18 protein-coding genes and 1 riboswitch are annotated in these 23,821 nt (G+C 67.7%); of the genes, 6 read left to right on the forward strand and 12 right to left on the reverse strand.

The features are described 5' to 3' along the window. Positions 1 to 15: 15 nt before the first annotated feature. The 6 genes from GDJ08_RS09130 to GDJ08_RS09155 all read right to left on the reverse strand — a co-directional run bounded on the left by GDJ08_RS09130 (position 16) and on the right by GDJ08_RS09155 (position 4,785). Positions 16 to 990: a FecR family protein gene (locus GDJ08_RS09130; protein ID WP_153164733.1), complete on the reverse strand. Its 975-nt coding sequence runs from the start codon at positions 988 to 990 to the stop codon at positions 16 to 18. Positions 991 to 1,102: 112 nt separating this feature from the next. Beyond that, positions 1,103 to 1,603: an RNA polymerase sigma factor gene (locus GDJ08_RS09135; RefSeq protein ID WP_017354291.1), complete on the reverse strand. Its 501-nt coding sequence runs from the start codon at positions 1,601 to 1,603 to the stop codon at positions 1,103 to 1,105. A 136-nt stretch (positions 1,604 to 1,739) separates the two neighbouring features. Then, positions 1,740 to 2,411, reverse strand: a complete 672-nt coding sequence (locus tag GDJ08_RS09140) for a Vgb family protein (protein ID WP_153164734.1) — start codon at positions 2,409 to 2,411, stop codon at positions 1,740 to 1,742. 43 nt (positions 2,412 to 2,454) lie between these two features. Next, a complete protein-coding gene (locus GDJ08_RS09145) occupies positions 2,455 to 3,675 on the reverse strand; it encodes a helix-turn-helix domain-containing protein (RefSeq protein ID WP_153164735.1) in 1,221 nt (406 codons plus the stop codon). A gap of 56 nt (positions 3,676 to 3,731) precedes the next feature. Beyond that, entirely contained in the window at positions 3,732 to 4,214 is a 483-nt protein-coding gene (locus tag GDJ08_RS09150; RefSeq protein WP_153164736.1) for a hypothetical protein, read from the reverse strand. A 52-nt stretch (positions 4,215 to 4,266) separates the two neighbouring features. Further along, complete coding sequence (locus GDJ08_RS09155) at positions 4,267 to 4,785, reverse strand: hypothetical protein (RefSeq protein ID WP_136002947.1); 519 nt, start codon at positions 4,783 to 4,785, stop codon at positions 4,267 to 4,269. A gap of 187 nt (positions 4,786 to 4,972) precedes the next feature. On the opposite strand from GDJ08_RS09155, the gene ppa reads away from it, so the two are divergent. Both ppa and GDJ08_RS09165 read left to right on the forward strand, forming a co-directional pair. Beyond that, positions 4,973 to 5,509, forward strand: coding sequence for an inorganic diphosphatase (gene ppa, locus GDJ08_RS09160; protein ID WP_017355116.1), 537 nt, complete (start codon positions 4,973 to 4,975; stop codon positions 5,507 to 5,509). A 153-nt stretch (positions 5,510 to 5,662) separates the two neighbouring features. Beyond that, positions 5,663 to 6,781: an HDOD domain-containing protein gene (locus tag GDJ08_RS09165; protein ID WP_153164737.1), complete on the forward strand. Its 1,119-nt coding sequence runs from the start codon at positions 5,663 to 5,665 to the stop codon at positions 6,779 to 6,781. A 162-nt stretch (positions 6,782 to 6,943) separates the two neighbouring features. On the opposite strand, the gene GDJ08_RS09170 is transcribed toward GDJ08_RS09165, so the two are convergent. The 5 genes from GDJ08_RS09170 to thiC all read right to left on the reverse strand — a co-directional run bounded on the left by GDJ08_RS09170 (position 6,944) and on the right by thiC (position 16,108). After that, positions 6,944 to 9,802 carry a TonB-dependent receptor domain-containing protein gene (locus GDJ08_RS09170; RefSeq protein WP_026070634.1) on the reverse strand — a complete coding sequence of 953 codons (2,859 nt, stop codon included), beginning with the start codon at positions 9,800 to 9,802 and terminating at the stop codon, positions 6,944 to 6,946. Between the two features lie 47 nt (positions 9,803 to 9,849). Next, positions 9,850 to 10,752 (reverse strand): helix-turn-helix transcriptional regulator, encoded by a 903-nt coding sequence (locus tag GDJ08_RS09175; RefSeq protein WP_136002945.1) that lies wholly within the window; start codon positions 10,750 to 10,752, stop codon positions 9,850 to 9,852. A gap of 112 nt (positions 10,753 to 10,864) precedes the next feature. Then, the gene (locus GDJ08_RS09180) at positions 10,865 to 13,201 is read right to left on the reverse strand and encodes a winged helix-turn-helix domain-containing protein (protein ID WP_017355112.1); all 2,337 of its coding nucleotides are present in this window, start codon (positions 13,199 to 13,201) and stop codon (positions 10,865 to 10,867) included. Between the two features lie 251 nt (positions 13,202 to 13,452). Further along, positions 13,453 to 14,130, reverse strand: coding sequence for an ion channel (locus GDJ08_RS09185; RefSeq protein ID WP_017355111.1), 678 nt, complete (start codon positions 14,128 to 14,130; stop codon positions 13,453 to 13,455). 100 nt (positions 14,131 to 14,230) lie between these two features. Beyond that, the gene (gene thiC, locus GDJ08_RS09190; protein ID WP_153164738.1) at positions 14,231 to 16,108 is read right to left on the reverse strand and encodes a phosphomethylpyrimidine synthase ThiC; all 1,878 of its coding nucleotides are present in this window, start codon (positions 16,106 to 16,108) and stop codon (positions 14,231 to 14,233) included. Between the two features lie 138 nt (positions 16,109 to 16,246). Next, positions 16,247 to 16,348: riboswitch (TPP riboswitch) on the reverse strand. A 279-nt stretch (positions 16,349 to 16,627) separates the two neighbouring features. Between thiC and GDJ08_RS09195 the strand changes: the two genes are divergently transcribed. Then, positions 16,628 to 18,196: a BCCT family transporter gene (locus GDJ08_RS09195; RefSeq protein ID WP_153164739.1), complete on the forward strand. Its 1,569-nt coding sequence runs from the start codon at positions 16,628 to 16,630 to the stop codon at positions 18,194 to 18,196. Positions 18,197 to 18,317: 121 nt separating this feature from the next. Here GDJ08_RS09195 and ggt read toward each other — a convergent pair whose 3' ends face one another. Further along, positions 18,318 to 20,036, reverse strand: coding sequence for a gamma-glutamyltransferase (ggt, locus tag GDJ08_RS09200; protein WP_017356278.1), 1,719 nt, complete (start codon positions 20,034 to 20,036; stop codon positions 18,318 to 18,320). A gap of 671 nt (positions 20,037 to 20,707) precedes the next feature. Here ggt and ilvC point away from each other — a divergent pair. The 3 genes from ilvC to GDJ08_RS09215 are packed head-to-tail and all read left to right on the forward strand — an operon-like array spanning position 20,708 to position 23,701. Beyond that, complete coding sequence (ilvC, locus tag GDJ08_RS09205) at positions 20,708 to 21,682, forward strand: ketol-acid reductoisomerase (protein ID WP_017356279.1); 975 nt, start codon at positions 20,708 to 20,710, stop codon at positions 21,680 to 21,682. Positions 21,683 to 21,720: 38 nt separating this feature from the next. Next, positions 21,721 to 23,457, forward strand: a complete 1,737-nt coding sequence (gene ilvG, locus GDJ08_RS09210; RefSeq protein ID WP_136002940.1) for an acetolactate synthase 2 catalytic subunit — start codon at positions 21,721 to 21,723, stop codon at positions 23,455 to 23,457. Beyond that, entirely contained in the window at positions 23,441 to 23,701 is a 261-nt protein-coding gene (locus GDJ08_RS09215; RefSeq protein ID WP_153164740.1) for an ACT domain-containing protein, read from the forward strand. Before ilvG ends, GDJ08_RS09215 begins: the two co-directional genes overlap by 17 nt. Positions 23,702 to 23,821 lie beyond the last annotated feature (120 nt).

Raw genomic sequence — 23,821 nt, forward strand, 5'->3', positions numbered from 1 at the left:
TGGCGCGGTGTGCGGTCAGTCCGGCGTTGGCGCCGCGCCGGCACGCACGATCGCCACGCCCAGCGGCAGGCGGGTCACGCGCAGACCGGCCGTGCCTGCCAGCGCATCCAGCGCCTGCTCGGGCCGATCGATGTGGAACGCCGCGCTCACCGCCGGCAGGTGCGATACATCGCCCCGCACAAAGGTCGGGCCGGACCGGTAACGCCCGATGCCGGCGACGGCGTCGCGCACGTTGACCGCGTCCAGCAGCAGTTCGCCCTGGCGCCACGGGGCAATGCGGTCCAGCGCGATGTCCGGCCCGCGCTCGACGCGACCGTCGCGCACGAACGTCGCGCGCTGCCCGGCCTGCAGATAGGTCCAGCCGCCGCCCTCGCGGGCTGCCACACGCACGCGTCCCTGTTCGACCCGGGCTTCCACGCGCGCGCGCGCGGTGTCGACCACGAACGCGGTGGAGATGTCTTCGACCACCCCACCCTGCGCGTTCACCAGAAAACGCCGCTGCGGATCCGGCGCCACCTCGAACCAGGCCCGCCCGCGCAACAGATCGATCGTGCGGGTGCTGCCATCGAAGTGGACCGCGATCGCCGAATCGGCGTCGAGTACCGCGCGGCTGCCATCGGGCAGCGCCACGGTTTCGGTGGCGATGCCGGTGCGGTGGTCCGAGCGCAGCTGCAACCAGGCTTCCGGCGCGCACCAGGCCAGCGCCAGCACGGCCGCTGCGGCCACGCCCAGACGCAGCCCACGGGAACGGCGCGGTGCGCGCGTTGTGATCGGTGCCGTTGCCACGGGACGTGGGCCAACGCTGCGCCAGAGCTGGCGCTCGTACTCGAACGCGTGGCGGTGGCCCGGCTCGGCCAGCCAATCCTCGAAGGCCTGCATGCGCACAGGGTCGTCAGCCGCCCCCGAGGCCAACCACGTGATCCAGGCGCGCGCCTGCTCCGCCACGGGCGCGGGCGGGGAAAACGGCGGGGTGGGCTGCTGCGGGCTCATGGCTGGCGGTCTGCGCGATCGGGGGCGGATGAAGCGACGACACCGTCGGGCATCATCAGGAACAAGACGAACGGGGGCGGCGCGTCCCCAAGACAGGGTACAGGTCCCGGTGTCAGCGCCCGGCGCGGGCCCAGGCAAGACGCTGGAGCGCCGTGCGCACATGGTTCTCCACGGTCGTCACCGAGACCCCCTGCCGGCGCGCCACATCGGCCTGGGTCATGCCCTGCAGCCGATGCAGGCGGAAGATGGTGCGGGTCGGCTCGGGCAGATGCTCGGCGGCCTGCAGCACCCGCTGCAGTTCGTCCTGGGCCATCGCCTGCTCTTCGGTGGACAGCACCTCATCGGGCCCCCACAGATAGTGCTCGGCCAGCAGCCGGGTACGGCGGGTCCGCTCGCGCCCGTGGTCGGTGGCCAGGTTGGTGGCCAATCGGTAGAGGTAGGCCCGGGGGTTGTCGATCTGCTGCGCGCTGTCCACACCGCGCGCCTTGAACCATACCGACTGGATCACGTCTTCGGCGGTCCCGTCGCTGCCCAGGATGCGTTGCACCAGGCGCAGCAGCGCCGGGCGTTCGCGGATCAGCAGCTCGGTGAGGGTGGAGGCGTTGGTGGACATGGCGGCGGACACGGCAACGATCGGACGGCAGGAACATGGCAGCCACCGGCCGCCATGAGGCGCGGCATGTTACCCCGCAAATGAGAATGCGTCACGTTTGTGGCGGGCCGCCCGATCGCTGCCCGCCCGCCCCGCCTCAGCTGCGGCCGGGGACCCGCACCGCGCGCACCACCCCGGTATTGCCGCCACCGCAGTAGAAGCGCCCGGCGCCGTCCCATTCCAGCCCGCTGACCTCCTTGCCAGCCGGCATGTCCAGACGCTCAAGCATCGCGCCGGTCGCCGGATCGACCCGCCGCAGATCGCTGCGGCCATCTTCCCAGGTGCCATGCCACAGCGCATCGTCCACCCAGGTGACCCCAGTAACGAAGCGGTCCGACGGGATCGTGCGCAGGATCGCCCCCGTGTGCGGGTCGATCTGGTGGATGCGACGTTCGCGGTACTGCCCCACCCACAGGCTGCCCTCGGCCCAGGCCATGCCCGAATCGGTGCCATCGCCGGGGGCGGGAATGGAGCCGAGCACGGTGCCGGTCGCCGGGTCGATGCGGTCGATACGCGCGCCGGCGATCTGGTACAGGTGGGTGCCGTCGAACGCGGTGCCGGCATCGCAGGTCAGCGGCCACTGCCGGACCGCCGCGCCGGTGTCAGGATCGAAGGCCACCAGCGCTTCGCCGGTGGCCGCCCAGACATGCCGCCCGTCGTGGCTCACGCCGTTGATGGTGGACGCGCCGGCAAATGGTCCGTATTCGGCCAGTACCTCGGCCACGGGAACGGTCTGCGTGTCAGAGGACAGCGTGGTGTGCGTGTTCATGGTGTTCTCCTGGCCCGCACGGGAGGGGGACCTGACCACGACCCTAGTCAATCGGCAGCGTGGCAGGGAGTAACAAGATCGTCGTGAATCCGGTCAGCGGCGGCGCCAGCCAGCGCTGGGTGCGGCCCTGCCCGACCGCCCGCACGCGTCCGGCGCCCTCCAGCTCCGCCAGGGCGCGCTGCACGCTGCGCTGGCTGGTGCCCAGCGCCAGCGCCAGCGCCGAACTGGCCCAACCCGCCCCGTCGGAGAGCAACGCCAGCAGGGCGTCCTGCGCATCGTCGCGCGGTGGTGCCAGCACCACCACCTCGCGCGCCGCCGCCGGCAGCAGCACGAAGCCGGCCGCCGTTGCATCCACGCGTGCCCACGGCTGCAACAGCGCGCGCAACCTGCCGATCTCCACGCGCAACCGCGCGCGGTGGGTGTCATCGGGATGGCGCATGCCGAACGCACGGCCGATGAGCGCGTCACGCCCGGCATCGCCCGGCCACGCCTCGGCCAGCGCCCGCAGCAGCGCGAACAGCACCGGCCGGCGTGCCAGCGAGCGGCCCGTCGCACCGGCATGCACCCCGCGCCGGCACGCATCCACCACCAGCGCATCGGCGTCCCACAGCGCTGCTACGCCGTCCAGGGTCAACGCCTGCCACTGGCCGCCGCGCCGGCAGCGCGCGGCCGGCGTGTCCGGGGTGTGCCACGCGCGTTCGACCTCGCCCTGCAAGGCCGCGATGCGCGCATGCGCGGCCGCTTCGCCGGCGCGCTGAAGGGCCGCGCGTGCCGCTGCGACCTGAAGCGTGCGCAGCGCCACTTCGGCGTGGGTCAGCTCGGCCATCGCGGCCAGGGGAGCCGGCAAGGGCTGCCCGTCCAGGTGGTCCAGCGCGGCACGTGCATCGGCCAACCGGCCGAGCAGCACCTCGCGCCGCGCGAGCACCAGCCAGGCCTGCAGTGCGTTGGTGCCGTCGCCGCGTGCCGCCAGCGTGGCGGCCGCCGCGCGCAGCGGCCGCGACGATCCGCCGAGCTCGCGCAGGGCCAGCGCCACCTCCGCATCGGCCACCACGCAACGGGCCTGCGCCAGCGCTTCCTGCGGACCGAACGCGCGAGCGGCCCGTTGCAGCAGCTCGCGCGCCCGAGGCCAGTCCTGCAGCTGCGCCAGCGCCACCCCGCGCAACGCCAGCGCAGGCGGGTCCTCCCGCAGGGCGACGTGCCTGAGGGCGGCAAGCGCGTCGCCGCTGGCAAGGGCACGCGCGGCGGCAGCAGTGAGCGAATCCATGACGACAGGCTACCTGCCCTGCAACCAGGACGCATGGGCGCTGCACCCCGGCACGGTCAGCGCAGGCAGTCACCCAGCGACTCGAAGATGGACATCTGCGCACCCGGCAGCCTGCGGAAGATCGCCCTCGGGCCTTCGAGTGCCGCAAAGAAGGTCTCCACCGTGGTACCCGGCGGAATGGGCAGGCTGCACAGCCAGGTGGGTTGATCGGCCAGGATGGCGCCGGTGGCGCCGTCCACCTCCAGTTGGCTGGCCGCGAAGGCCCAGCGGCAGTCACTGACGGTGCCGGTGCCGGCCGCCACGGAGCACCGCAGCTGGAAGGCTTCGTAATCGCTGTACGCTCCCTCGCAGAACGTGTCGGCGCAGACATCGTCGAAGCCGGCCATCAACCGCCGGCGCAGGTCGTGGAACGCGTCCCAATTCGCCTGGGAGTGTGGGTAGTCGACCAGGTCGACATGGGTTGGCGGTGCGGCAGCAGCGGCCGGCGCGACAGGGGCGGCCATCAGGACGGACAACAGCAGCAGGGGCTTGGCGATCATCGAACGACTCCGTGGATGGCGATGCCCGGGACGTGGCACCGCAGGACAGGCATCAAGGCAGGCAGTCCCGCAGGAACTCGAACATCGAGCGACCTGTGCCTGGCAGGGGGTTGAACAGGTGGCCGGAGCTGTCGGGTTGCCAGTCCATCGCGGCCAGGAAGGTCGCCACCGGCAGCCGCCGCGGCAGGGGGAGCGGACAGAGCCAGTGCAGTACCTCGGTCCGCAGCGCGCCGGTGTCCGGGTCGATGTGGTCGCGGCTGGCCGATACCGGGAAGCGGCACTGCGTCAGGGTGTCGTCGCGGGTATCCACCACGCAGGCCAGGCGCAACGGCCGGTAGTTGTCATGGGCGCCCTCGCAGAAGAAGTCCTCGCAGAGATCGTTGAACTCCAGCATCAGCCAGCGGTTGAGCTCGTGGTAGGCGGTGTCGTCGGCGGATTCATCCGGTCCGACCCGCGCGGCCAGGTCGATGAAGCGCGGGCCCGCGGCCTGCAGGGGCGCGGCCAGGCACAGCCCGAGCAGGACAACAAGGCAGAGGCGCGGCCAGCGGAGGCGGAAGCAGGCAATGACCATCGGGGTCTCCAGAGGGGGATGGCCCTACCCTGCGCCTTCAGCCTCATCCCGCCGATAAGCACGCTCCGCGCGCCAGCGTCGGAATGCCCCGCCACGTCCGGTGGGTACCGTCCGACCTGCACGCGGCCCGCCAAAGGCATAAAATGGGGGGCTGTACGCCAACATCCCCCTCTCGGAGCACACCTCAATGGGTCTGGAACTCGTCTCGCCCGGCAAGAACCCGCCGGAAGAAATCAACGTCATCATCGAGATCCCGAAGGACTCGGAGCCGGTGAAGTACGAAGTGGACAAGGAAACCGGCGCGATCTTCGTCGACCGCATCCTGTCCACCCCGATGCGCTACCCCTGCAACTACGGCTACGTGCCAAGCACCCTGTGCGGCGACGGCGATCCGGCCGACGTGCTGGTGGTGCTGCCGCTGCCGCTGGTGCCGGGTTCGGTGGTGCGTTGCCGTCCGGTCGGCGTGCTCAAGATGAGCGATGAGGCCGGCAGCGACGAAAAGATCCTGGCCGTGCCGATCGCCAAGATCTTCAGCGGCTACGCCCATGTCGAGGATATCGGGCAGGTGTCCAGCCACTGGCTGGAGCGCATCGGCCACTTCTTCGAGCACTACAAGGACCTGGAGAAGGGCAAGTGGGTCAAGCTGGATGGCTGGGGCGGCGCCGCCGAGGCCAAGCAGATCCTGATCGACGCCCATCAGCGTTACCTCAACGGCAACGCCTGAGGCTGAACGACATCGCTCCGGCGCTCGCCGCCGGAGCGATGTGCATCACGTTTTTTGAATGCGGCACATCACTATTTGTGCCGGATTGGGTACATTGCGTCTCTTCACACCGTCCACGGTGCGCTTCACCGTGGTCAGCCAGGGGACAGTGTCGTGCGCATTCTGCTTGTTGGGGACCAGGCCAGCCTGTCGGCTGAGCTGCTGGAGTTCATTGCCGATCTTGGGGAAGAATGGCAACCGTTGACCGCCGCCGATGGCCAGGGCGCGATGAGCATCGTGGCCGGCTCGCCCGTGGATGCGGTGATTGTCTGCCCGGTTCTGCCGGATCTCACCGCGACCACGCTGCTGGGGCAGATCCGTACGCTTCGTCCGGAAACCATCCGTATCGCGCTGGTGGAAGCCAGCGTGGGCACCCGTCCGCCGCCGGCCCGCCTGATCGGGGTGGCGCACCGCTTCCTGCCGATGCCGCTGGCGCCGGAAGTGCTGCTGGAAGCCCTGACCAGCCTGGAAGAACTGCGCGAGCTGCTTGACAGCGAACGCCTGCGCAGTGCCATCGGCCGGATCGAGAAGCTGCCTTCGCCGCCGCATCTGTACCTGAGCCTGACCCAGGCGCTGGAACACGATGACGACACCGACACCGCCGACGTCGCCAAGCTGGTCGCCGCCGACCCGGCAATCGCGGCCAAGGTGCTGCAGCTGTCCAACTCAGCCTTCTTCAACAGTGGCCGGATCATCTCCGACCTGCGTACCGCAGTGACCCGGCTGGGGTTGTCGACGCTGCGCGACCTGGTCCTGGCCAGCGAAGTTTTCTCGGCCCAGCCGCTGTCCGGTGCCGAGCGCAACTCGCTGCAGCAGCGCGCGCTGCTGGCCTCGCGCCTGGCCGCCAAGCTGCTGCCGGACTCCAGCGCCGAACTGGGCGCCACGGCCGCCCTGCTCGCCGACATCGGCCTGCTGCTGCCGGGCGTGCGCAACGAGCGGGTGGACGCGGCCGACGGCGACGACCGCCCGGGCCACGCCGAAGCCGGTGCATATCTGCTGGGCCTGTGGGGCCTGCCGATGCCGATCATCGAAGCGGTCGCCTTCCACCTGCAGCCGCAGCGCTCCAACACCCGGAGCTTCTGGGTGACCGGCGCGCTGCACGTCGCACTGGCGCTGATCAACGGCGATCCGGTCGACGAGGAATACCTGCAGCGCGCCGGCGTACTCAACAAGCTGCCGCAGTGGCGCGATCATGCCAACGCTCTGATGGGGCTGGTGGCCGCCGACGCCTGAGGCGCCGCCGCACGCAGGCACCCGAAGGCGCGTCCGCAGGGGCGCGCTTTTTTTGTCTGCGGCGCGCTCAGTGGGTCACCCTCAAGCGGATGAGGCGATCAAAAAGAAAGAGGGCGGACCTTGCGGTCCGCCCTCCCTGTGCTGCACCAGTGCGTCGATGGATCAGAAGCGCTGGGTGTACTTCAGGTAGTAGAAGCGACCGATATCGAAGCCGCCGTAGTAGGCGAAGCTCGAGTTCGGCTGGCTGTACATCAGCGGACCTTCGTGGTTGAACACGTTGTTCGCACCGGCCGAAACGGTGGCATTCCACGGGGTCGTGTAACGCACCTGCAGGTCGTGGAACGTGTTCGAACCGGTGTTGCGCACCGGGATGGCCAGCGTGTAATCCGACGAGTACGTCGGGTTGTTGCACTCCGGACCGCCATCGCGGTCATAGGAGCACTCTTCCTTCAGGCCGGAGTAGTAACGCACGCCCCAGTTGACGCCGAAGTTGCCGTAGCTCCAATCGACGTTCAGGTTCGAACGCACGCGGAAGTTGGCACCCCAGTCGCCGGTGCCCCAGCCGTTGTGCTGCTCGACGGCGGTTTCAGCTTCGTTGTCGCGCTTGTACTCGAGGTAGTCCACATAGGTGGTCTTCCAGTCGATGACGAAGTTGCCGATCGCCAGTTCCGGCAGACGGTAACGGACGCCCAGGTCGTAACCTGCGGTTTCCTGGTAGCCGGCGTTGATCAGGCTGCGGGTCACATCGACCACCTGGCCCGAATCCGCATCACGGGTGACGCGGCCACAGGCGTTGGCGTTGTTCAGCACGTAGCACTGGTTGAGGATCGAGGTGACCGACTCCGCCGCGATGACGTTGTCGATGCGGATCTTCCACCAGTCCAGGCTGACGTCCAGGCCCTGCACGAAGTTCGGGCTGTAGACCAGGCCGAGCGTCCAGGTCTTGGAGGTTTCCGGCAGCAGCGCGTCATTGGAACCGGACAGGTACGCGTAGTTCGACTGCGAGCCGGGGCCGGTCGCATCGATGCCGCCCGACGCTTCCTGACGGAAGTTGGCCGGTACTGCGCCGCCGCAGCGTGCAGCCACTTCCGGGTTGCGCACGGCCGCACCGAACAGGGTGTCGCACGGGTCGGTGTACTTGTCGAAGGTCTGCGAGGTACCGCCGTACAGGTCGGCCACGGTCGGCGCACGGAAGCCCGTGGCGTAGGTGCCGCGCACCAGCAGGTCGTCGGTCGGCTTCCACTTCAGGCCGAACTTGCTGTTCACGGTGTCGCCGAAGGTGTTGTAGTCCGAGTAACGGCCGGCCATGTCGACCGACAGTTCCTTGGCGAACGGCAGATCGGCGAGGATCGGCACGTTCAGTTCCAGGTAGAACTCGTCCAGCTTGTAGCCGCCGGCGGTCGGCGCACCCGACAGGTCGGTGCTCAGGCCCGACTGCAGCAGCGCGTCCGGGTTGTACTCGGCGTCTTCTTCGCGGTGCTCGTAACCGGCGGCGAAGGACAGGTCGCCGGCCGGCAGGGTCGCGATGGCGCCGCTCAGGTTGGCGCTGTAGACCTTGCTGGTGGTGACCGAGGTGTCGTGGGTCGGCAGGAACAGGTACTTCTGCAGATCCGGGTTCGACAGCGAGCCATCGGCGGTGGAGCCGTACGGCAGCAGCGGGTTCCACGGGGTGCAGCCGGCAATCGGGGCCGCCGCGGTGCCGCACTGGGCCACGCCGTTGGCATCGATGTACGACGCGCCGACGGCATTGCGCACGTTCGGGATGAACAGGTTGCCGGTGCCGGTCTTGACGCCCTTGTTGCGGTTGTAGACGTAGCCCACATCCCAGTCGAAGTACTTGTCGGCAAACTCGAACGAGCCTTCCAGACCGCCGCTGAAGCGGAAGGTGTTCAGCTCGGACTTGGTCTGACGCGGCACTTCCCAGGTACGACGCATGAAGTCGACGTCGGTATCCAGCGGGTTGAAGACGCTGTTGGCCGACATCGCGGTGTCGTACGCGCCGGAACGGTACGGGTAGCCGGCGATCTGCTGCAGCGCTTCGCGTTCGGTGTACAGGACGCTGGCGGTACCGCGGATGTTGTCGGTGAAATCGAACTGGCCGTTGGTGAACACCGAACGACGCTTGATGCCGGTCGACAGGAACATCTGCTGCGACGGGTTGGACAGGTCGTCGTTGGTCAGCGCGTGGTAGTCGCCGAAGTCGCTCGAGTCGCCACCCGGGTTGAGCACGTAGTTGCCACCCGGGGTGACCAGCACGCCCTTCTCGGTGATCGCGCTCCAGCCATTGCTGTCATCGGCGGTCGGGCTCGGATGACGGTAGCCGTTGGCGTAGGCGCTGAAGCGACGGTCCTTGGCAAGCACCGGCTCTTCTTCGCTGTACTCGGCGCCGAAGGTGACCGAACCGCGTTCACCGGTCTGGCCGTAGACGAAGTTGTAGGTGGTCTTGTCGCCGTCGCCCTGGCCGTACTGGCCCTTGTAGACGCTGGCTTCGAGGCCGTCGAAGTTCTTGCGGGTGATGATGTTGATCACGCCGGCGATGGCATCCGAACCGTAGATCGCCGAAGCGCCGTCGGTCAGGACTTCGATGCGCTCCACGACCGAGGTCGGGATCGAGGCGAGATCGGTGTAGCCGCCCGAGCTGACGCCCATGCGCTTGCCGTCCAGCAGCACCAGGGTGCGCTCCGGGCCGAGGTTGCGCAGATTGACGTACTGGCCGCCCACTTCTTCGCCCGAGGACAGCGCGTCGGCGCGGCTGATCGCCGGGGAGCCGGTGGCGGACAGGTTCTGGACGATGTCGGCAACGCTGGTGAAGCCCTGCTTCTCGATGTCGGCGCGCTGCAGCGCGATCACCGGCTGGGCGGTTTCCATGCTGGCCTGGCGGATACGCGAGCCGGTGACCGAGATGCGGTCAAGATCGGTCGTGCCACCCGCTTCCTGCGCCGATGCAAAGGTCGGCGTCAGGGCAAGCGCAATGCCGGCGGGCAGAAGGCCCAGCCGCACTGCGGGAGTACGAAAATTCATTAATCTCTCCAAGGTACGTTAGTAGCGTGTTAAAACGCCTCGGAAAGTTACGATTGCGTTGCAGCGAATTTTTTGCGTGAGACAACCGATGACTTTGCCGATTCTGGCGGCAAGGTCGCAATGGCTTCGCGGTAGCGCGACGCAGACTGGCCGTAACGCGCGCGGAAGGCCCGTGCGAAGCTGCAGCAGTTGTCGAATCCGCTGGCGGCCGCGACTTCACCCACCATCATGTCGGTATCGCGCAGCAGATCAGCGGCGCGCTCCAGACGCAGACGGGCCGACAGCGACTGCGGGCTTTCCTCGTAGAGGCTCTGGAAGGTCTTGGACAGGTACCAGCTGGAAAAATTGGTCAGCTCGGCCAGTTCACCGATGCGCACCACGCGGTGGCTGTTGCCCTCCAGATACAGCCGCGCGCGCTGCATGCGCCCGAACACCTGGCGTTTGCGCGAGCGCGAACGTCCCGGGCAGCGCTGCACCCCGGTGGCCATGCCGTGCTGAAGCGAGGCCAGGTGCAGCAGGACCGGGCGCAGCGCCTGCGCGGGCTGCCCGCTGGCCAGCGCATCGCGCCACAACCGCAACGCCACGCGCACTTCGCTGCGGCTCATGCTGCCGCGGCCGGCGTACAGGCCGCAGTCGGCCAGCTCGCCGAGCGCGCGCAGCGCTTCCGGCGCCAGGCTCAGGCCGATGCACAGGCCATCGCGACCGGCCTGCACCATCGGTCGCGATTCCTTCTCGAAGGCGATCCACTCGCGCTGGCGAAGACGGAACCGGCCTTCCTTGGATTCGACCCAGGCGCTGCCGCGCAGCTGCATCCATACGGTGAACGTGTTGCCCGCGGTCTGCAGGCTGCCCAGCCGCGCCACGCCGAGGCAGGTCGGGAGCGGGCCGTCGTCGACGATCTTGTCCAGGGAGAGCGATTGACCACGATCGGCCAAGGAGAGCTGACGCATGACTGCACCGGAGTTTGCCTTGATTGGCCACCAGTTTTGCCAAGTCGGGCGGCGTTCTCAGGAATTCCCGGCGAGATTCATCCGAATTCGCGACGACGTTGCCACGAAGAAATCACGAAGGGTCATTTCCCTTTAAAAACAGCAACCTGGAGAACCCCGGGAACAGCGACGGGGTCTGTCTGGGCAGGGGCATGACGCCGATATCGGCCCCATCGGCCACCGCCAACGCGACGTAAACGGCATCGCCCCCGGCATTGGCGCTGAAACCGTTGCCCGCGCTCAGGCGTGCACGGTCGAGACAGTGCTCGACCCCGGCACTTCCGGCACTCAACCGCGCGAACAGCGTGGCGCAGTCACGATGACTGGACAGGTAATCGATGCTGCCATTGCCGGCCACACTCCAGGTGCGGTAGCGCCAGCGCGTGGGCCGGTCTTCGCTGACCTGCCGGATGCTGCCGGCCGACAACCGCGCATCGGCCGACCAGAGTCCGCCGGCCGACAGGCGGGTGAACAGCACGCGCCGACCGCTGCGGTCGAAGCGCGCCTGCGACACGCCTTCAATGCTGCCCAGCAGGCGCCAGTCGGTGGTGCTGCGATCAAACAGCAGCAGGCGCATCCGCTCCTGGCCGTCGCGCTCGATCACCAGCACATGCTGATCGTCTTCGCCGTACAACGCCTGCAGCGGCTGCGTGACCGGCAACGGCAGGCGCAGTGCCTGTTCATCGCGCGGACTGACTTCATAGACCGAGGGATTGGCATGGTCGTCGCGCCCCAGCACCAGCAGGCGATGGCTGTCGCCGGACCAGTCCGGTGCCTGGCGTGCCTCGGGGCGCAGACCCTCGATCGGGCGCAGCGAATCGGGACGCTCCAGGTCTGCCCACCACAGCGCGAAGCTGCCGGAACGGTCCGAGGAGAACACCAGCTGGCGGCCATCCGGCGACACCATCGGCTGCGCATCCCGCCCACCGGAGGGGAACAGGCGCTCGGGCGTACCCGGGCCGTTGGCACCCACCGGCACGCGGAACACCCCGAACTGGGCGCGCCGGTGCACAAACGCGAGCATGCGATTGTTGCGCGACACCGCCGGCGTCTGCGCGTCATCCAGGCCGACATCCCGCAACAGCCGGCTCTCGGTATCCAGTTCGTACAGGCGCGCCTCGCTGTCCACGCGTCGGCCGAACACGATGTGGCGGCTGTCGCCGCGCCAGCTCCAGCCACGGATCTCGGCCGAATCGTCAGTAAGCTGCTCGGGCGTGCCGCCGCTGGCTGGCATCCGCCACAGGTCGCCTACCTGCGGATTGCGGACGAACGCGATCCAGCGGCCATCCGGCGAGTAACGCGGGGCATAGTCGAAGTCGTCTTCGCCGGTGTCGTAGGCCAGCGGGGTCCAGCGGCCGCTGGCAATGTCCAGCACCCGGATGCCACGGTGGGCGTGCGCGCCGGAGAGCGCGCCGAAGATCAGGCCGCGACCGTCCGGCGTCCAGTCGAAACTGAGCAGTTCGGTGCCGTCACAGCGGGTCACATGGCGCAGCGCACCACCGGTCGCGCTGGCGATGAGCACCTCGCAGCTGCCTTCCGCACCGAAGCGCGCAAAGGCGATGTCGCGCCCGTCCGGCGACCAGTTCGGGAAGCGGTCGGACTGGCCCGTCGGGGTCTCGACCAGCGCGCGCGCCGGCGTGTTGCCGGCGGTCTGTACCTTGATGGTGCTGCCCTCACGCACGCCCATGTCGGCTTCATACGCCACCTGGGAACCGTCCGGCGACAGCGTTGGATAGGTCTCAAACCCTGCGGTTGCAGTGATCAGGCGATAGGGGCGCTGTGGGCTGCCGGTAATGCGCGTGCCGTCCTCGACGGCGGCGTCCAGTGCCGAGGGGGGCTGCTCGCGCTGCACCAGCAGCGCGGCCATCACCAGCAGCGCCACCAGCATGGCGATACCGACGGCCAGCAGCACGTAGCGCCGTACGCGTCGGCTGCGGCGCGGTGGCAACGCAATGGGAGCCGGCGCGGCCAGCGTTCCCCCGGCGTCGGTCGCGGCGGCCGACGCCGGCATGGCCTGGCTGTCCTCGGCCTCTACGGGCGGGGGCGGCAACGGGGTCTCGACCACGCTCACCGGCACCAGCAGGCGATAGCCGGTCTTGGCGATGGTTTCGATGTAGGCGGTGCCGCTGTCGTCGTCGCTGGCAAAGGCCTTGCGCAGCTGTGTCACCGCCTGGGTGAGCACATCGTTGGTGGGCAGCGTATCGGGCCACACCTCGGCAAACAGTTCATCACGGGTGACCACCGCGCCCGGAGCGCGCATGAGCGCCTTGAGCACCCCCAGTGCCTTGGGAGTCAGGCGTCGTGGCCGACGTGCGCCTGCCACCATGACTTCCCGCGAAGAGAGAATGACGGTGCAGTCGCCGATCTTCATCACGTCGGCGGAAGGTGGCTCACTTTCGTTGTTGATCATTCCAGGCGACACAGGTGAATGCCGGCTCGACGGCAGCGTTGCATTCATCTCCACAGGAAAGATCGAACGAACCGCCAGATTCCGCACAAGGCATCAGCGCAAACAGCAAAAAAACCGAAGCGCGCGAATACTAGCCTATGCCGGTTAACCGCGCCTACGCGCGTGGCCGACAACAGGCTCTCTCTCGCCGACGAATTCCCATAAATTGATTCAGCATTCGCGCCTTCGGGCGCGATATTTTTAGGTGGGATTCAGTTTCGTGCATGCCTGAGCATGGTCAGTCCCACCAGCCGCGACACCACCAGCGCCACGTACATGACGCCTGAAAACTGCTCCAGCATGACCAGCGCGCGTGCCTGCGGGTGCACCGGCACGACATCGCTCAACCCTACCCCGGACAGCAAGCTGAAGCTGAGATAAAGCAGCTCCATCCACGTGCGCAGTTCGCTCTCGCTGGTGGCGAGAAAACTCCCCGGAAACCACTGCTGGCACACCGCGAAGGCGAACGCGAACGCCCACGCCAGCAATGTGAATGTCGCACCGGCCGCGAACAGTTCGTCGCGGGTCACCTTGTGATCCTGCAGCATGTAGGCGGTCAGGCTGCCGGCGGTATAGAAGTACAGCAGGCATTCGAGCAGCTGCGCTGTCGTAATCAGCCCGGGGCGCTCCAGCAGCGCGCCGGCGATGGAAAACACCACCGAGGGGATCGCCAGTACCAGCGCCAGCCACATGCCGAGCGGGCTGCGCCGCACCACCCACAGGGAAAGGCCGAGCACCGCAATGCCGAAGGCGCCGAACAGCGCGCGGCTGGCGCCGGCCTCGTCCATCGCCGGGTACAGCAGCACGCCGAGCAGCTGCACGCCCAGCAACCACGCCGAGGGGTGCCGGCGTGCCATCGCCAGCCATTTGGTCCTGCGCGCAATCGCCATCGTGTTTCCCGCCCCTGGCCGTCCGGCGCCGAGCTTAGCGCGGTTGCCGGGGCGAACGCATGAGGATGCCGGGGGGGCAGCTGCCCCCCCGGCCGCCGCGTCATTGCGGGCGGTAGACCTCGGCGCCCTGGTCGCGGAACTGCAGCGACTTCTCGGCCATGCCGGCGTCGAGCGCCGCCTGGGCGTCCAGCCCCTGCCCCGCCGCGTAGTCGCGTACGTCCTGGGTGATCTTCATCGAACAGAAGTGCGGGCCGCACATCGAGCAGAAATGGGCCAGCTTGTGCGCGTCCTTCGGCAGGGTTTCGTCATGGAATTCCTTGGCCTTCTCCGGATCCAGGCCCAGGTGGAACTGGTCTTCCCAGCGGAATTCGAAGCGCGCCTTGCTCAGCGCGTTGTCGCGCACCTGCGCACCCGGGTGGCCCTTGGCCAGGTCCGATGCATGCGCCGCGATCCGGTAGGCCATGATGCCGTCGCGCACATCCTGGCGGTTGGGCAGGCCCAGGTGCTCCTTGGGGGTGACGTAGCAGAGCATCGCAGTGCCGTACCAGCCGATCATCGCCGCACCGATCGCGCTGGTGATGTGGTCGTAACCGGGGGCGATGTCGGTGGTCAGCGGCCCCAGCGTGTAGAAAGGCGCCTCACCGCATTCGCGCAGCTGCTTGTCCATGTTCTCCTTGATCAGCTGCATCGGCACGTGGCCGGGGCCTTCGATCATGGTCTGCACGTCGTGTTTCCACGCGATCCTGGTCAACTCGCCCAGCGTCTCCAGCTCACCGAACTGTGCGGCATCGTTGGCATCGGCGATGCAGCCCGGGCGCAGTCCGTCGCCCAGCGAGAAGGTCACGTCGTAGGCCTTCATGATCTCGCAGATGTCGTCGAAATGCGTGTAGAGGAAGTTCTCCTTGTGATGGGCCAGACACCACTTGGCCATGATCGAGCCTCCCCGCGAGACAATGCCGGTGACGCGCCCGGCGGTCAGCGGCACGTAGCGCAGCAGGACGCCGGCATGGATGGTGAAATAGTCCACGCCCTGCTCTGCCTGCTCGATCAGCGTGTCACGGAAGATCTCCCAGGTGAGTTCCTCGGCGCGCCCGTCCACCTTCTCCAGCGCCTGGTAGATCGGCACGGTACCGATCGCCACGGGCGAGTTGCGGATGATCCACTCGCGCGTTTCATGGATGTGCTTGCCGGTAGACAGGTCCATCACGGTGTCACCGCCCCAGCGGATCGCCCACACCAGCTTCTCCACTTCCTCGGCGATGCCGGAGGACACCGCGCTGTTGCCGATGTTGGCGTTGATCTTGGTCAGGAAGTTGCGGCCGATGATCATCGGCTCGCTTTCCGGATGGTTGATGTTGTTGGGCAGCACGGCCCGGCCACGCGCGATCTCGTCGCGCACGAACTCGGGGGTGATGATGGCCGGGATCGACGCGCCGAACGATTGCCCAGGATGCTGCCGCCGCAGCGTCGCATCGGCGATCGCCTCCAGGCGCTGGTTTTCGCGGATCGCCACGAACTCCATCTCCGGGGTGATGATGCCGCGGCGCGCGTAGTGCATCTGAGTGACGTTGGCGCCGGCGACGGCGCGGCGCGGCAGCGTGCGCGACGGAAAGCGCACCGCATCCAGGCGCGCATCGGTGTCGCGCGACCGGCCGAACGCCGAACTCAGGGCTGCCAGCGTTTCGGTATCGCCCCGCTCGGCCACCCACGCCGCGCGCAGTGCCGGCAGGCCGGTCGACAGGTCGATGCTGGCGGCCGGATCGGTGTACGGGCCGGAGGTGTCGTAGACGGTGACCGGCGCGTTCTCTTCGCCGCCGAACAACGTCGGCGTGCGGGTCAGCACGATCTCGCGCATGGGAACCTGCAGGTCGCTGCGCGAGCCCTGCACGTGGATCTTGCGCGAACCGGGGATCGGTCGCGTAACCGAACCGGAAAGCTGCTGGGCCTGCTGCTGCAGGGTGGAAAGCGGTGCGTTCATCGGGCATCGTCCTGTTTGGACCCCGAGCGCGGACCGGCGGTCCGTGACGGGAAATCCGTGTTGAAAGGGACGAAACGGCGGCGCACGACGGGCGCACTGCGGGCGGTCTGCGGGCGTGGGGACCCTACGGCGCAATGCATCAGCGGATGCGAAGCTTCCCTACGCCGGTATCAACCGGATCAGGTTCGAAGGGACTGTCTCAACCTCGGCCACATGGCCTCGGTACCCCCGCTTCGAGGCGAATTAGACCACAAAGACCCGTGCATCGACACCGCCGTTGCCACCGCTGTGAACGGGTTCATTACGTCAGCGCGGTTAGTATCGCCCCGCGAGGATCTCCACCCCCGTGACGTGCTGCCTGGCGCCTGGCGCTGCGCCCACGCAGGGGACCATCGGGCTGAACCCGATGCCGTGGCATCCCGCCGACCGGCCTTCGTCCGGCTTCGCCCCAGTTGTCGCCGTCGTGCCGCTGGAGACTGCAAGCATCCGCTCGCGCCCTTTTCCTGGAGAAGCCCCTGCATGGTGTTTCGCATTTCCATCGCGCTGGTCGCGCTGCTCGTCCTGACTGCCGGCATCGCGCCCGGCCCGTTCAACGACGTGGTGCAGCTTGGCCTGTCCAACATCGTGCGCAGCACCGGCTGGCTGTACCTGCTGGTGGTGTTCATCACGCTATCGTTCCTGATGTATCTGGCGTTCGGCCGCTTCGGGTCGCTGCGCATCGGCGGCGAAGATGCCGAGCCGGACTTCTCCAATGCGAGCTGGATGTCGATGCTGTTCGCGGCCGGCATGGGCATCGGGCTGGTGTTCTGGGGCGCGGCCGAGCCGATCTCGCACTTCGTCAAGCCACCAGAGGGGCTGGCGCCGCAGAGCATGGAAGCGGCGCGTGCGTCGATGCGCTATGCGTTCTTCCATTGGGGCCTGCATCCGTGGGCGATCTATGCGCTGATCGGCCTGGCGATGGCCTGGTTCCAGTTCAACCGTAATGGACGTGGCCAGATCAGCGACCTGCTGCAACCGCTGATCGGCGCACGCCACCGTGGCTGGATGGGGACCGTGGTGAACGTGGCCGCCGTGGTCGCCACCGCGATCGGCGTGGCCACCACGCTGGGCTTCGGCACCATCCAGATCGCCGCCGGGATGGAACGCGTATTCGGTCTGCGCGCCTCGATTCCGCTGCAGTTGACCATCATCGCGGTGGCCTTCGTGATGTACATGGCCTCCACCACCAGCGGCGTGCACCGTGGCATCAAGTGGCTGTCCAACATCAACCTGGCCCTTGCGGCGCTGCTGCTGGCGCTGGTGCTGGTGCTGGGGCCGACCGGCTTCATCTTCGACACCTTCACCACCACGATCGGCTCCTACCTCAACCAGCTGGTGACGATGAGCCTGCGCATGTCGCCGTTCTCGGGCAGCACCTGGGTGGCCGACTGGACGATTTTCTACTGGGCGTGGTGGATCGCCTGGGCACCGTTCGTGGGCTCGTTCATCGCCCGCGTGTCGCGCGGACGCAGCATCCGCGAGTTCGTGCTGGGCGTGGTGATCGCGCCGAGCGTGCTGGGCTTCCTGTGGTTCTCGGTGTTCGGCGGCACCGCGCTGTGGTCGCAGATCTTCGGCCACGTCGATCTGGCGCAGGCGTTGGGCAATGGCTACGAGACCGTGCTGTTCACCATGTTCGACAGCCTGCCGCTGCCCACGGTGCTGTCGGTGATGGCACTGGTGCTGCTGATCATCTTCTTCGTGACCTCGGCCGATTCGGCGGTGCTGGTGCTGGCCAGCATGTCCACCGATGAGGCCGGCGACCCGCCGCTGTCGCGGCGCATGACCTGGGGCGTGGCCATCGCGCTGATTGCCGGGGTGCTGCTGCTGGCCGGCGGCCTGGAGGCGCTGCAGGGCATGATCACCATCGCCGCGTTGCCATTCGCGTTGTTGATGCTGCTGGTGATGTGGTCGCTCTACCGTGTGCTGGACATGGAGTACGCGTTGCAGCGCCGTCGTGCCCAACGGGCGCGACGGATGATGGACGCGTGGATCGAACGCGAGATCGCCGCGCAGGAAGAAACCCGCGACGAAGCTGTCCGCGCGCCGTAGAGCCGGGTTCTACCCGGCTGCATCGCCCGTAGAGCCGGGTTCTACCCGGCTGCAGAACGATGGCTGTATCAGCGCCGCGACCGGGAGCCGCCGACCAACAGTCGGCGCCACCTGCGGGGACTCAGTACCCCGCCGCCTGCCCGTCCTTTCGGCTTTCCGACGCGCCGTAATACACGCCCGTTTCCGGGTCGCGCAGGATCGCCTGGTAGCCACCGTAAGGGCCATCGGCGAACACCACACGGTGGCCCTTGCGCATCAGCGCGCGCACAGTCTCGTACGGGAAGCCCGTCTCCAGGTTGACCTCGCCGCCATCGCTCATCGCCGTGGCCTGGCCGGTCGGCTCGGTCGACCCGTCATGCTGGATGCGCGGCGCGTCGCCGGCTTCCTGCAGGTTCATGCCGAAATCAACCATGTTCATGACGATCTGTGCGTGGCCCTGCGGCTGCATCGCCCCGCCCATCACCCCGAAGCTCATCCACGGCTTGCCGTCCTTGGTGACGAACGCCGGAATGATGGTCTGGAAGGGGCGCTTGCCCGGCGCGTAGCCATTGGGGTGGTCCTTCTGCAGCACGAACATCTCGCCGCGGTCCTGCAGGATGAAGCCCAGTCCCGGCGGCGCCATGCCGCTGCCCATGCCACGGTAGTTGGACTGGATCAGCGACACCATCATGCCGTCGGCGTCGGCCACGGTCAGGTAGATCGTGTCGCCCTCCTCCAGTTGCTTCGGCGTGCCCGGTTGCACTTCACGCGACGCTTTGTCCATGGAGATGAGCGTGCGCCGCCCGGCCGCGTAGCCCTTGGAGATCAGCCGGTCCACCGGCGCGGGATGGAACGCCGGATCGGTATAGAAGCGCGCGCGATCGGCGAACGCCAGCTTCTTGGCCTCCACGAACAGGTGCACATGCTCGGGCGAGCCGAAGGCGATCTTCGAGAAATCGTAGCCTTCCAGCACATTGAGAATCTGCAGCGCCGCGATGCCCTGGCTGTTGGGCGGCAGCTCCCATACGTCGTAGCCCCGGTAATTGCTGCTGACCGGCTCTACCCACTCGCCGTGATGGCTGGCCAGGTCGTCGTAGCTGAGGTACCCACCGTTGGCCTTGAAGTAGTCGCCGACAGTCCGCGCGATCTCGCCCTTGTAGAAGGCATCGCGACCGCCCTGCGCGATCTTCTCCAGCGTGTTGGCCAGGTTCGGGTTCCGCCACATCTGACCCTTGCGCGGCGCGTGGCCGTCGATGGTGAACTGCTCGCTGAAGCCAGGATACCTGGACAGGCGGGGCACCGAGCGGTCCCAGTAGTAGGCGATCACCTCGGCCACCGGGTGGCCCTCACGCGCGTAGCGGATGGCCGGCGCCAGGTTCTCGGCCATCGGCTTGCGCCCGAAGCGCGCGTGCAGCGCGAACCAGCCGTCCACCGCCCCCGGGACCGACACCGGCAGCGGCCCGGTCGCCGGAATCTCCTTCAGTCCCCGGCGCTGGAACTCGGCCAGGGTCAGCGACTTCGGCGACCGTCCCGAGCCGTTGTAGCCGTACAGCTTCTGCGTCTTCGGGTCCCAGACGATGGCGAACAGGTCGCCGCCGATGCCGTTGCCCGTGGGCTCCATCAGCCCCAGCGCGGCATTGGCGGCGATGGCGGCATCCACCGCCGAACCACCGGACTTCATCACATCCAGCGCCACCTGGGTGGCCAGTGGCTGCGAGGTGGCCGCCATCGCGTGCGGGGCGATCACTTCCGAGCGGGTGGCAAAGGGATGGCCGGTGACACGGTCGGCCGCCGGGGACAGCGCCGGCAGGGCGCACAGGAGGGCGGCAGTGAGCACGCCGCGGGCAAGGGCTGAAGGCACGGGAGTTCCTGGTGGATGGCAGCGGCCTCGATACTCGCCGCAGATGCCCGGCGCGGACATCCGACAATGGTCATGCACGACAGTGGAAAGCGGGGCGAATCCGCGCAGATCCGCATCGCAAAATAGTGAATTCCGGTTCACCAGAACGCTTTCAACCGCAACCATCCTTGCGCGGCGGGGCTTTGCACTGGATACAGCCGAAACCGTTGGAAATGTTGCCGCAAAGGTTGACAGTGCCAAAACCGCTGTGGTTTTCTCGATCACATGTTGCAGCGCCACACGCCCATTCGCGAATCCATCCAGCACGCCGATCCCGGCGCGGCCTCGATCCGTTCGCTCCTTGTCCTCGTACTTATTACCCAGCCAACAGGTGCGGGACGGACCGGCGTGTAAGCAAGACTGCCAGGTATCCATCAAAAACCCGCACCCGCCCAGGTGCGGGTTTTTTCGTTTCAGAGCCCCTCGATTCCCTCCTCCTCCTCCTCCCCCTCCCCCTTCCGAGCCGCCTTCCGCCATGACCCGCCATCCCGCCGCCGCCCGATTCACGCCCACCGCCTGCGCGGCGGGCACGTGTGGGCGGTGCGATGCGCGTGCCGCCGCTTCCCCTGACCGGCCGGCGTGTCCCTGAGACCGCCGGCCGTCTTTTTTCTTACCTCCAAGGAACCTCTCCCATGAGCACCAACGACCTGCCCCAGATCAAGATCGCTGTTGTCGGCTACGGCAGCCAGGGCCGCGCGCACGCGCTGAACCTGCGCGAATCCGGTTTCGATGTCGTCATCGGGCTGCGTCCGGGTGGCCCGACCGAGGTCAAGGCACAGGCCGACGGCTTTACCGTGAAAGCGCCCGCCGATGCGGTGAAAGACGCCGACCTGGTGGCGGTGCTGACCCCGGACATGGTGCAGAAGAAGCTCTACGAGGACGTGCTCGCGCCGAACATGAAACAGGGCGCGGTGCTGTTGTTCGCGCACGGCCTGAACGTGCACTTCAACATGATCACCCCGCGCGAGGATCTGGATGTGGTGCTGGTCGCACCGAAGGGTCCTGGCGCGCTGGTGCGCCGCGAGTATGAAATCGGCCGTGGTGTGCCGTGCATCTGGGCGGTGTACCAGGACCGCAGCGGCAAGGCCGCCGAGTACGCGCTCGCCTATGCGGCCGGTCTGGGCGGTGCACGTGCCAACCTGATCCAGACCACGTTCAAGGAAGAGACCGAGACCGACCTGTTCGGCGAGCAGGCCGTGCTGTGCGGCGGTGCCTCGGCGCTGGTGCAGGCCGGCTTCGAAACACTGGTGGAAGCCGGCTACCAGCCGGAAATCGCCTACTACGAAGTGCTGCACGAACTGAAGCTGATCGTGGACCTGTTCTACGAAGGGGGCATCACCCGCATGCTGGAATTCATCTCCGAGACCGCGCAGTACGGCGACTACGTCAGCGGCCCGCGGGTGATCGATGCCGGCACCAAGGCGCGCATGAAGGACGTACTGACCGACATCCAGAACGGCACCTTCACCAAGAACTGGGTCGCCGAGTACGAAGCAGGCCTGCCGAACTACACCCGGTTCAAGCAGGCCGACCTGGAGCACCCGATTGAGAAGGTAGGCAAGGAACTGCGCGCCAAGATGGTCTGGCTGCAAAGTCAAGCCGCGTAACCGCGCGGCTCTCCCACCGCTTTCGCAAAGGTCACCGCATGAACACCTCCGCACACAGCACCGCGCCCCGCAACGGCGCACGCTGGTTGACGCAGGCCCTGGAAGCCGAGGGCGTGCACACGCTGTTCGGCTATCCGGGCGGCACCATCATGCCGTTCTACGACGCCCTGGTGGATTCCGGGCTGAAGCACATCCTGGTACGCCACGAGCAGGGCGCCGCCCTGGCGGCCAATGGCTACGCGCGCGCCAGCGGCCAGGTCGGCGTCTGCGTCGCCACGTCCGGCCCGGGCGCCTCCAATCTGGTTACCGGCATTGCCGATGCGATGCTGGACTCGGTACCAATGGTCTGCATCACCGGCCAGGTCGCCACGCCGCTGCTGGGCACCGACGCATTCCAGGAACTGGACGTGTTCGGGCTGACCCTGCCGATCGTCAAGCACAGCTGGCTGGTGCGCCGGGTCGAGGACCTGCCGCAGGTCGTCCGCGACGCGTTCCGGATCGCCCGTGAGGGGCGTCCCGGCCCGGTCCTGATCGACCTGCCGAAGGATGTCCAGGTCGCCGATGCATCGCACCTGCCCGCCCACGTGCCGGCCACCGTGCCGGCGCTGCCGGCACCGCAGGACGATGTGATCGCACAGGCCATCGCCGCCATCGCCTCGGCCGAAAAGCCGGTGATCTATGCCGGCGGTGGCGTGGCGCTGGGCGATGCCGTCGAGGACTTCCGTGCCTTTGTCGACGCCACCGCGATTCCCACCGTGCTGACCCTGCGCGGCCTGGGTGCCCTGCCGCCACAGCATCCACATTACCTGGGCATGCTGGGCATGCACGGTACCCGCGCCGCCAACATGGCGGTACAGGAGAGCGACCTGCTGGTGGTGGTGGGCGCGCGCTTCGATGACCGCGCCACCGGCAAGTTGAACGAGTTCGCGCCGTTCGCGCGGGTCGTCCACATCGATGCCGACGCCTACGAGATCTCCAAGCTGCGCACCGCCGATGTCGCCGTGCCCGGCAACGTCGGCACTGCCATGCGCGCCCTGACCGCCGCCCTGACTGCACCCGTGCCGGCCCAGGAGGCGTGGCGCCGGCGCTGTGCCGGCCATCGCGAACGCTTCGCGCCGCGCTATGACGCACCCGGCAGGCACATCTACGCACCGGCGCTGTTGAAGCGGTTGAGCGAGCTGGCCCCGGCGGACGCGATCATCGCCTGCGATGTCGGCCAGCACCAGATGTGGGTCGCCCAGCACTGCCGCTTCAATCACCCGCGCAACCATCTGACCAGCGGCGCGCTGGGCACGATGGGCTTCGGCCTGCCGGCCGCGATGGGCGCGCAGTTCGCCTGCCCCGACCGCACCGTCGTGCTGGTTTCAGGCGATGGCAGTTTCATGATGAACGTGCAGGAGCTGGCCACCATCGGGCGCTGCCGCCTGCCGGTGAAGATCGTGCTGCTGGACAACAGTTCGCTGGGCATGGTTCGCCAGTGGCAGGAACTGTTCTTCGCCGAGCGGTACAGCGAGATCGACCTGTCCGACAACCCCGATTTCGCGGCCCTGGCGCAGGTGTTCGGCATTCCGGCCACGCGCATCGATGCCCGCGATGACGTCGAGGGCGGCCTGGCCGCACTGCTGGCCCAGCCGGGCCCGGCGCTGCTGCACGTGGCCATCGACGCGCGCGCCAACGTATGGCCGCTGGTGCCGCCCAACAACGCCAACAGCACGATGCTGGAAAGCAACCCGGCCCACCAGACCCAGGAGACCCCCAATGCAATACCGGCTTGACCTGGTGCTGACGCCGGCCGAGGGCGCGCTGCTGCGCGTGATCGGCATGGCCGAACGGCGCGGCTTCGCGCCCCGCGCGATCGCCGGTGCGCCCAATGCCGCCGACGATGGCCGCTGGCACCTGCAGCTGGTGGTGGACAGCACCCGACCGCCGGAAACACTGCGTCGCCAGATCGAGAAGATCTACGACTGCGTGTCGGTGCGCATCAGCGCGCTGGACCCGACGCCGGGAGTATCCGCATGACTGCCCGCACCGCCATGCCGGTGCCGGTACGGAGGCGTCTTCTCGCAGGGTGCCTGCAGAGCCGCGCCGCCACGCCGGCAGCCCGCCACGCCCCGGCGGCAGGCGCTGCACGCCGGGCGA

It is taken from the genome of Stenotrophomonas nematodicola, assembly GCF_009467805.1.
Taxonomy (GTDB): Bacteria; Pseudomonadota; Gammaproteobacteria; order Xanthomonadales; family Xanthomonadaceae; genus Stenotrophomonas; species Stenotrophomonas nematodicola.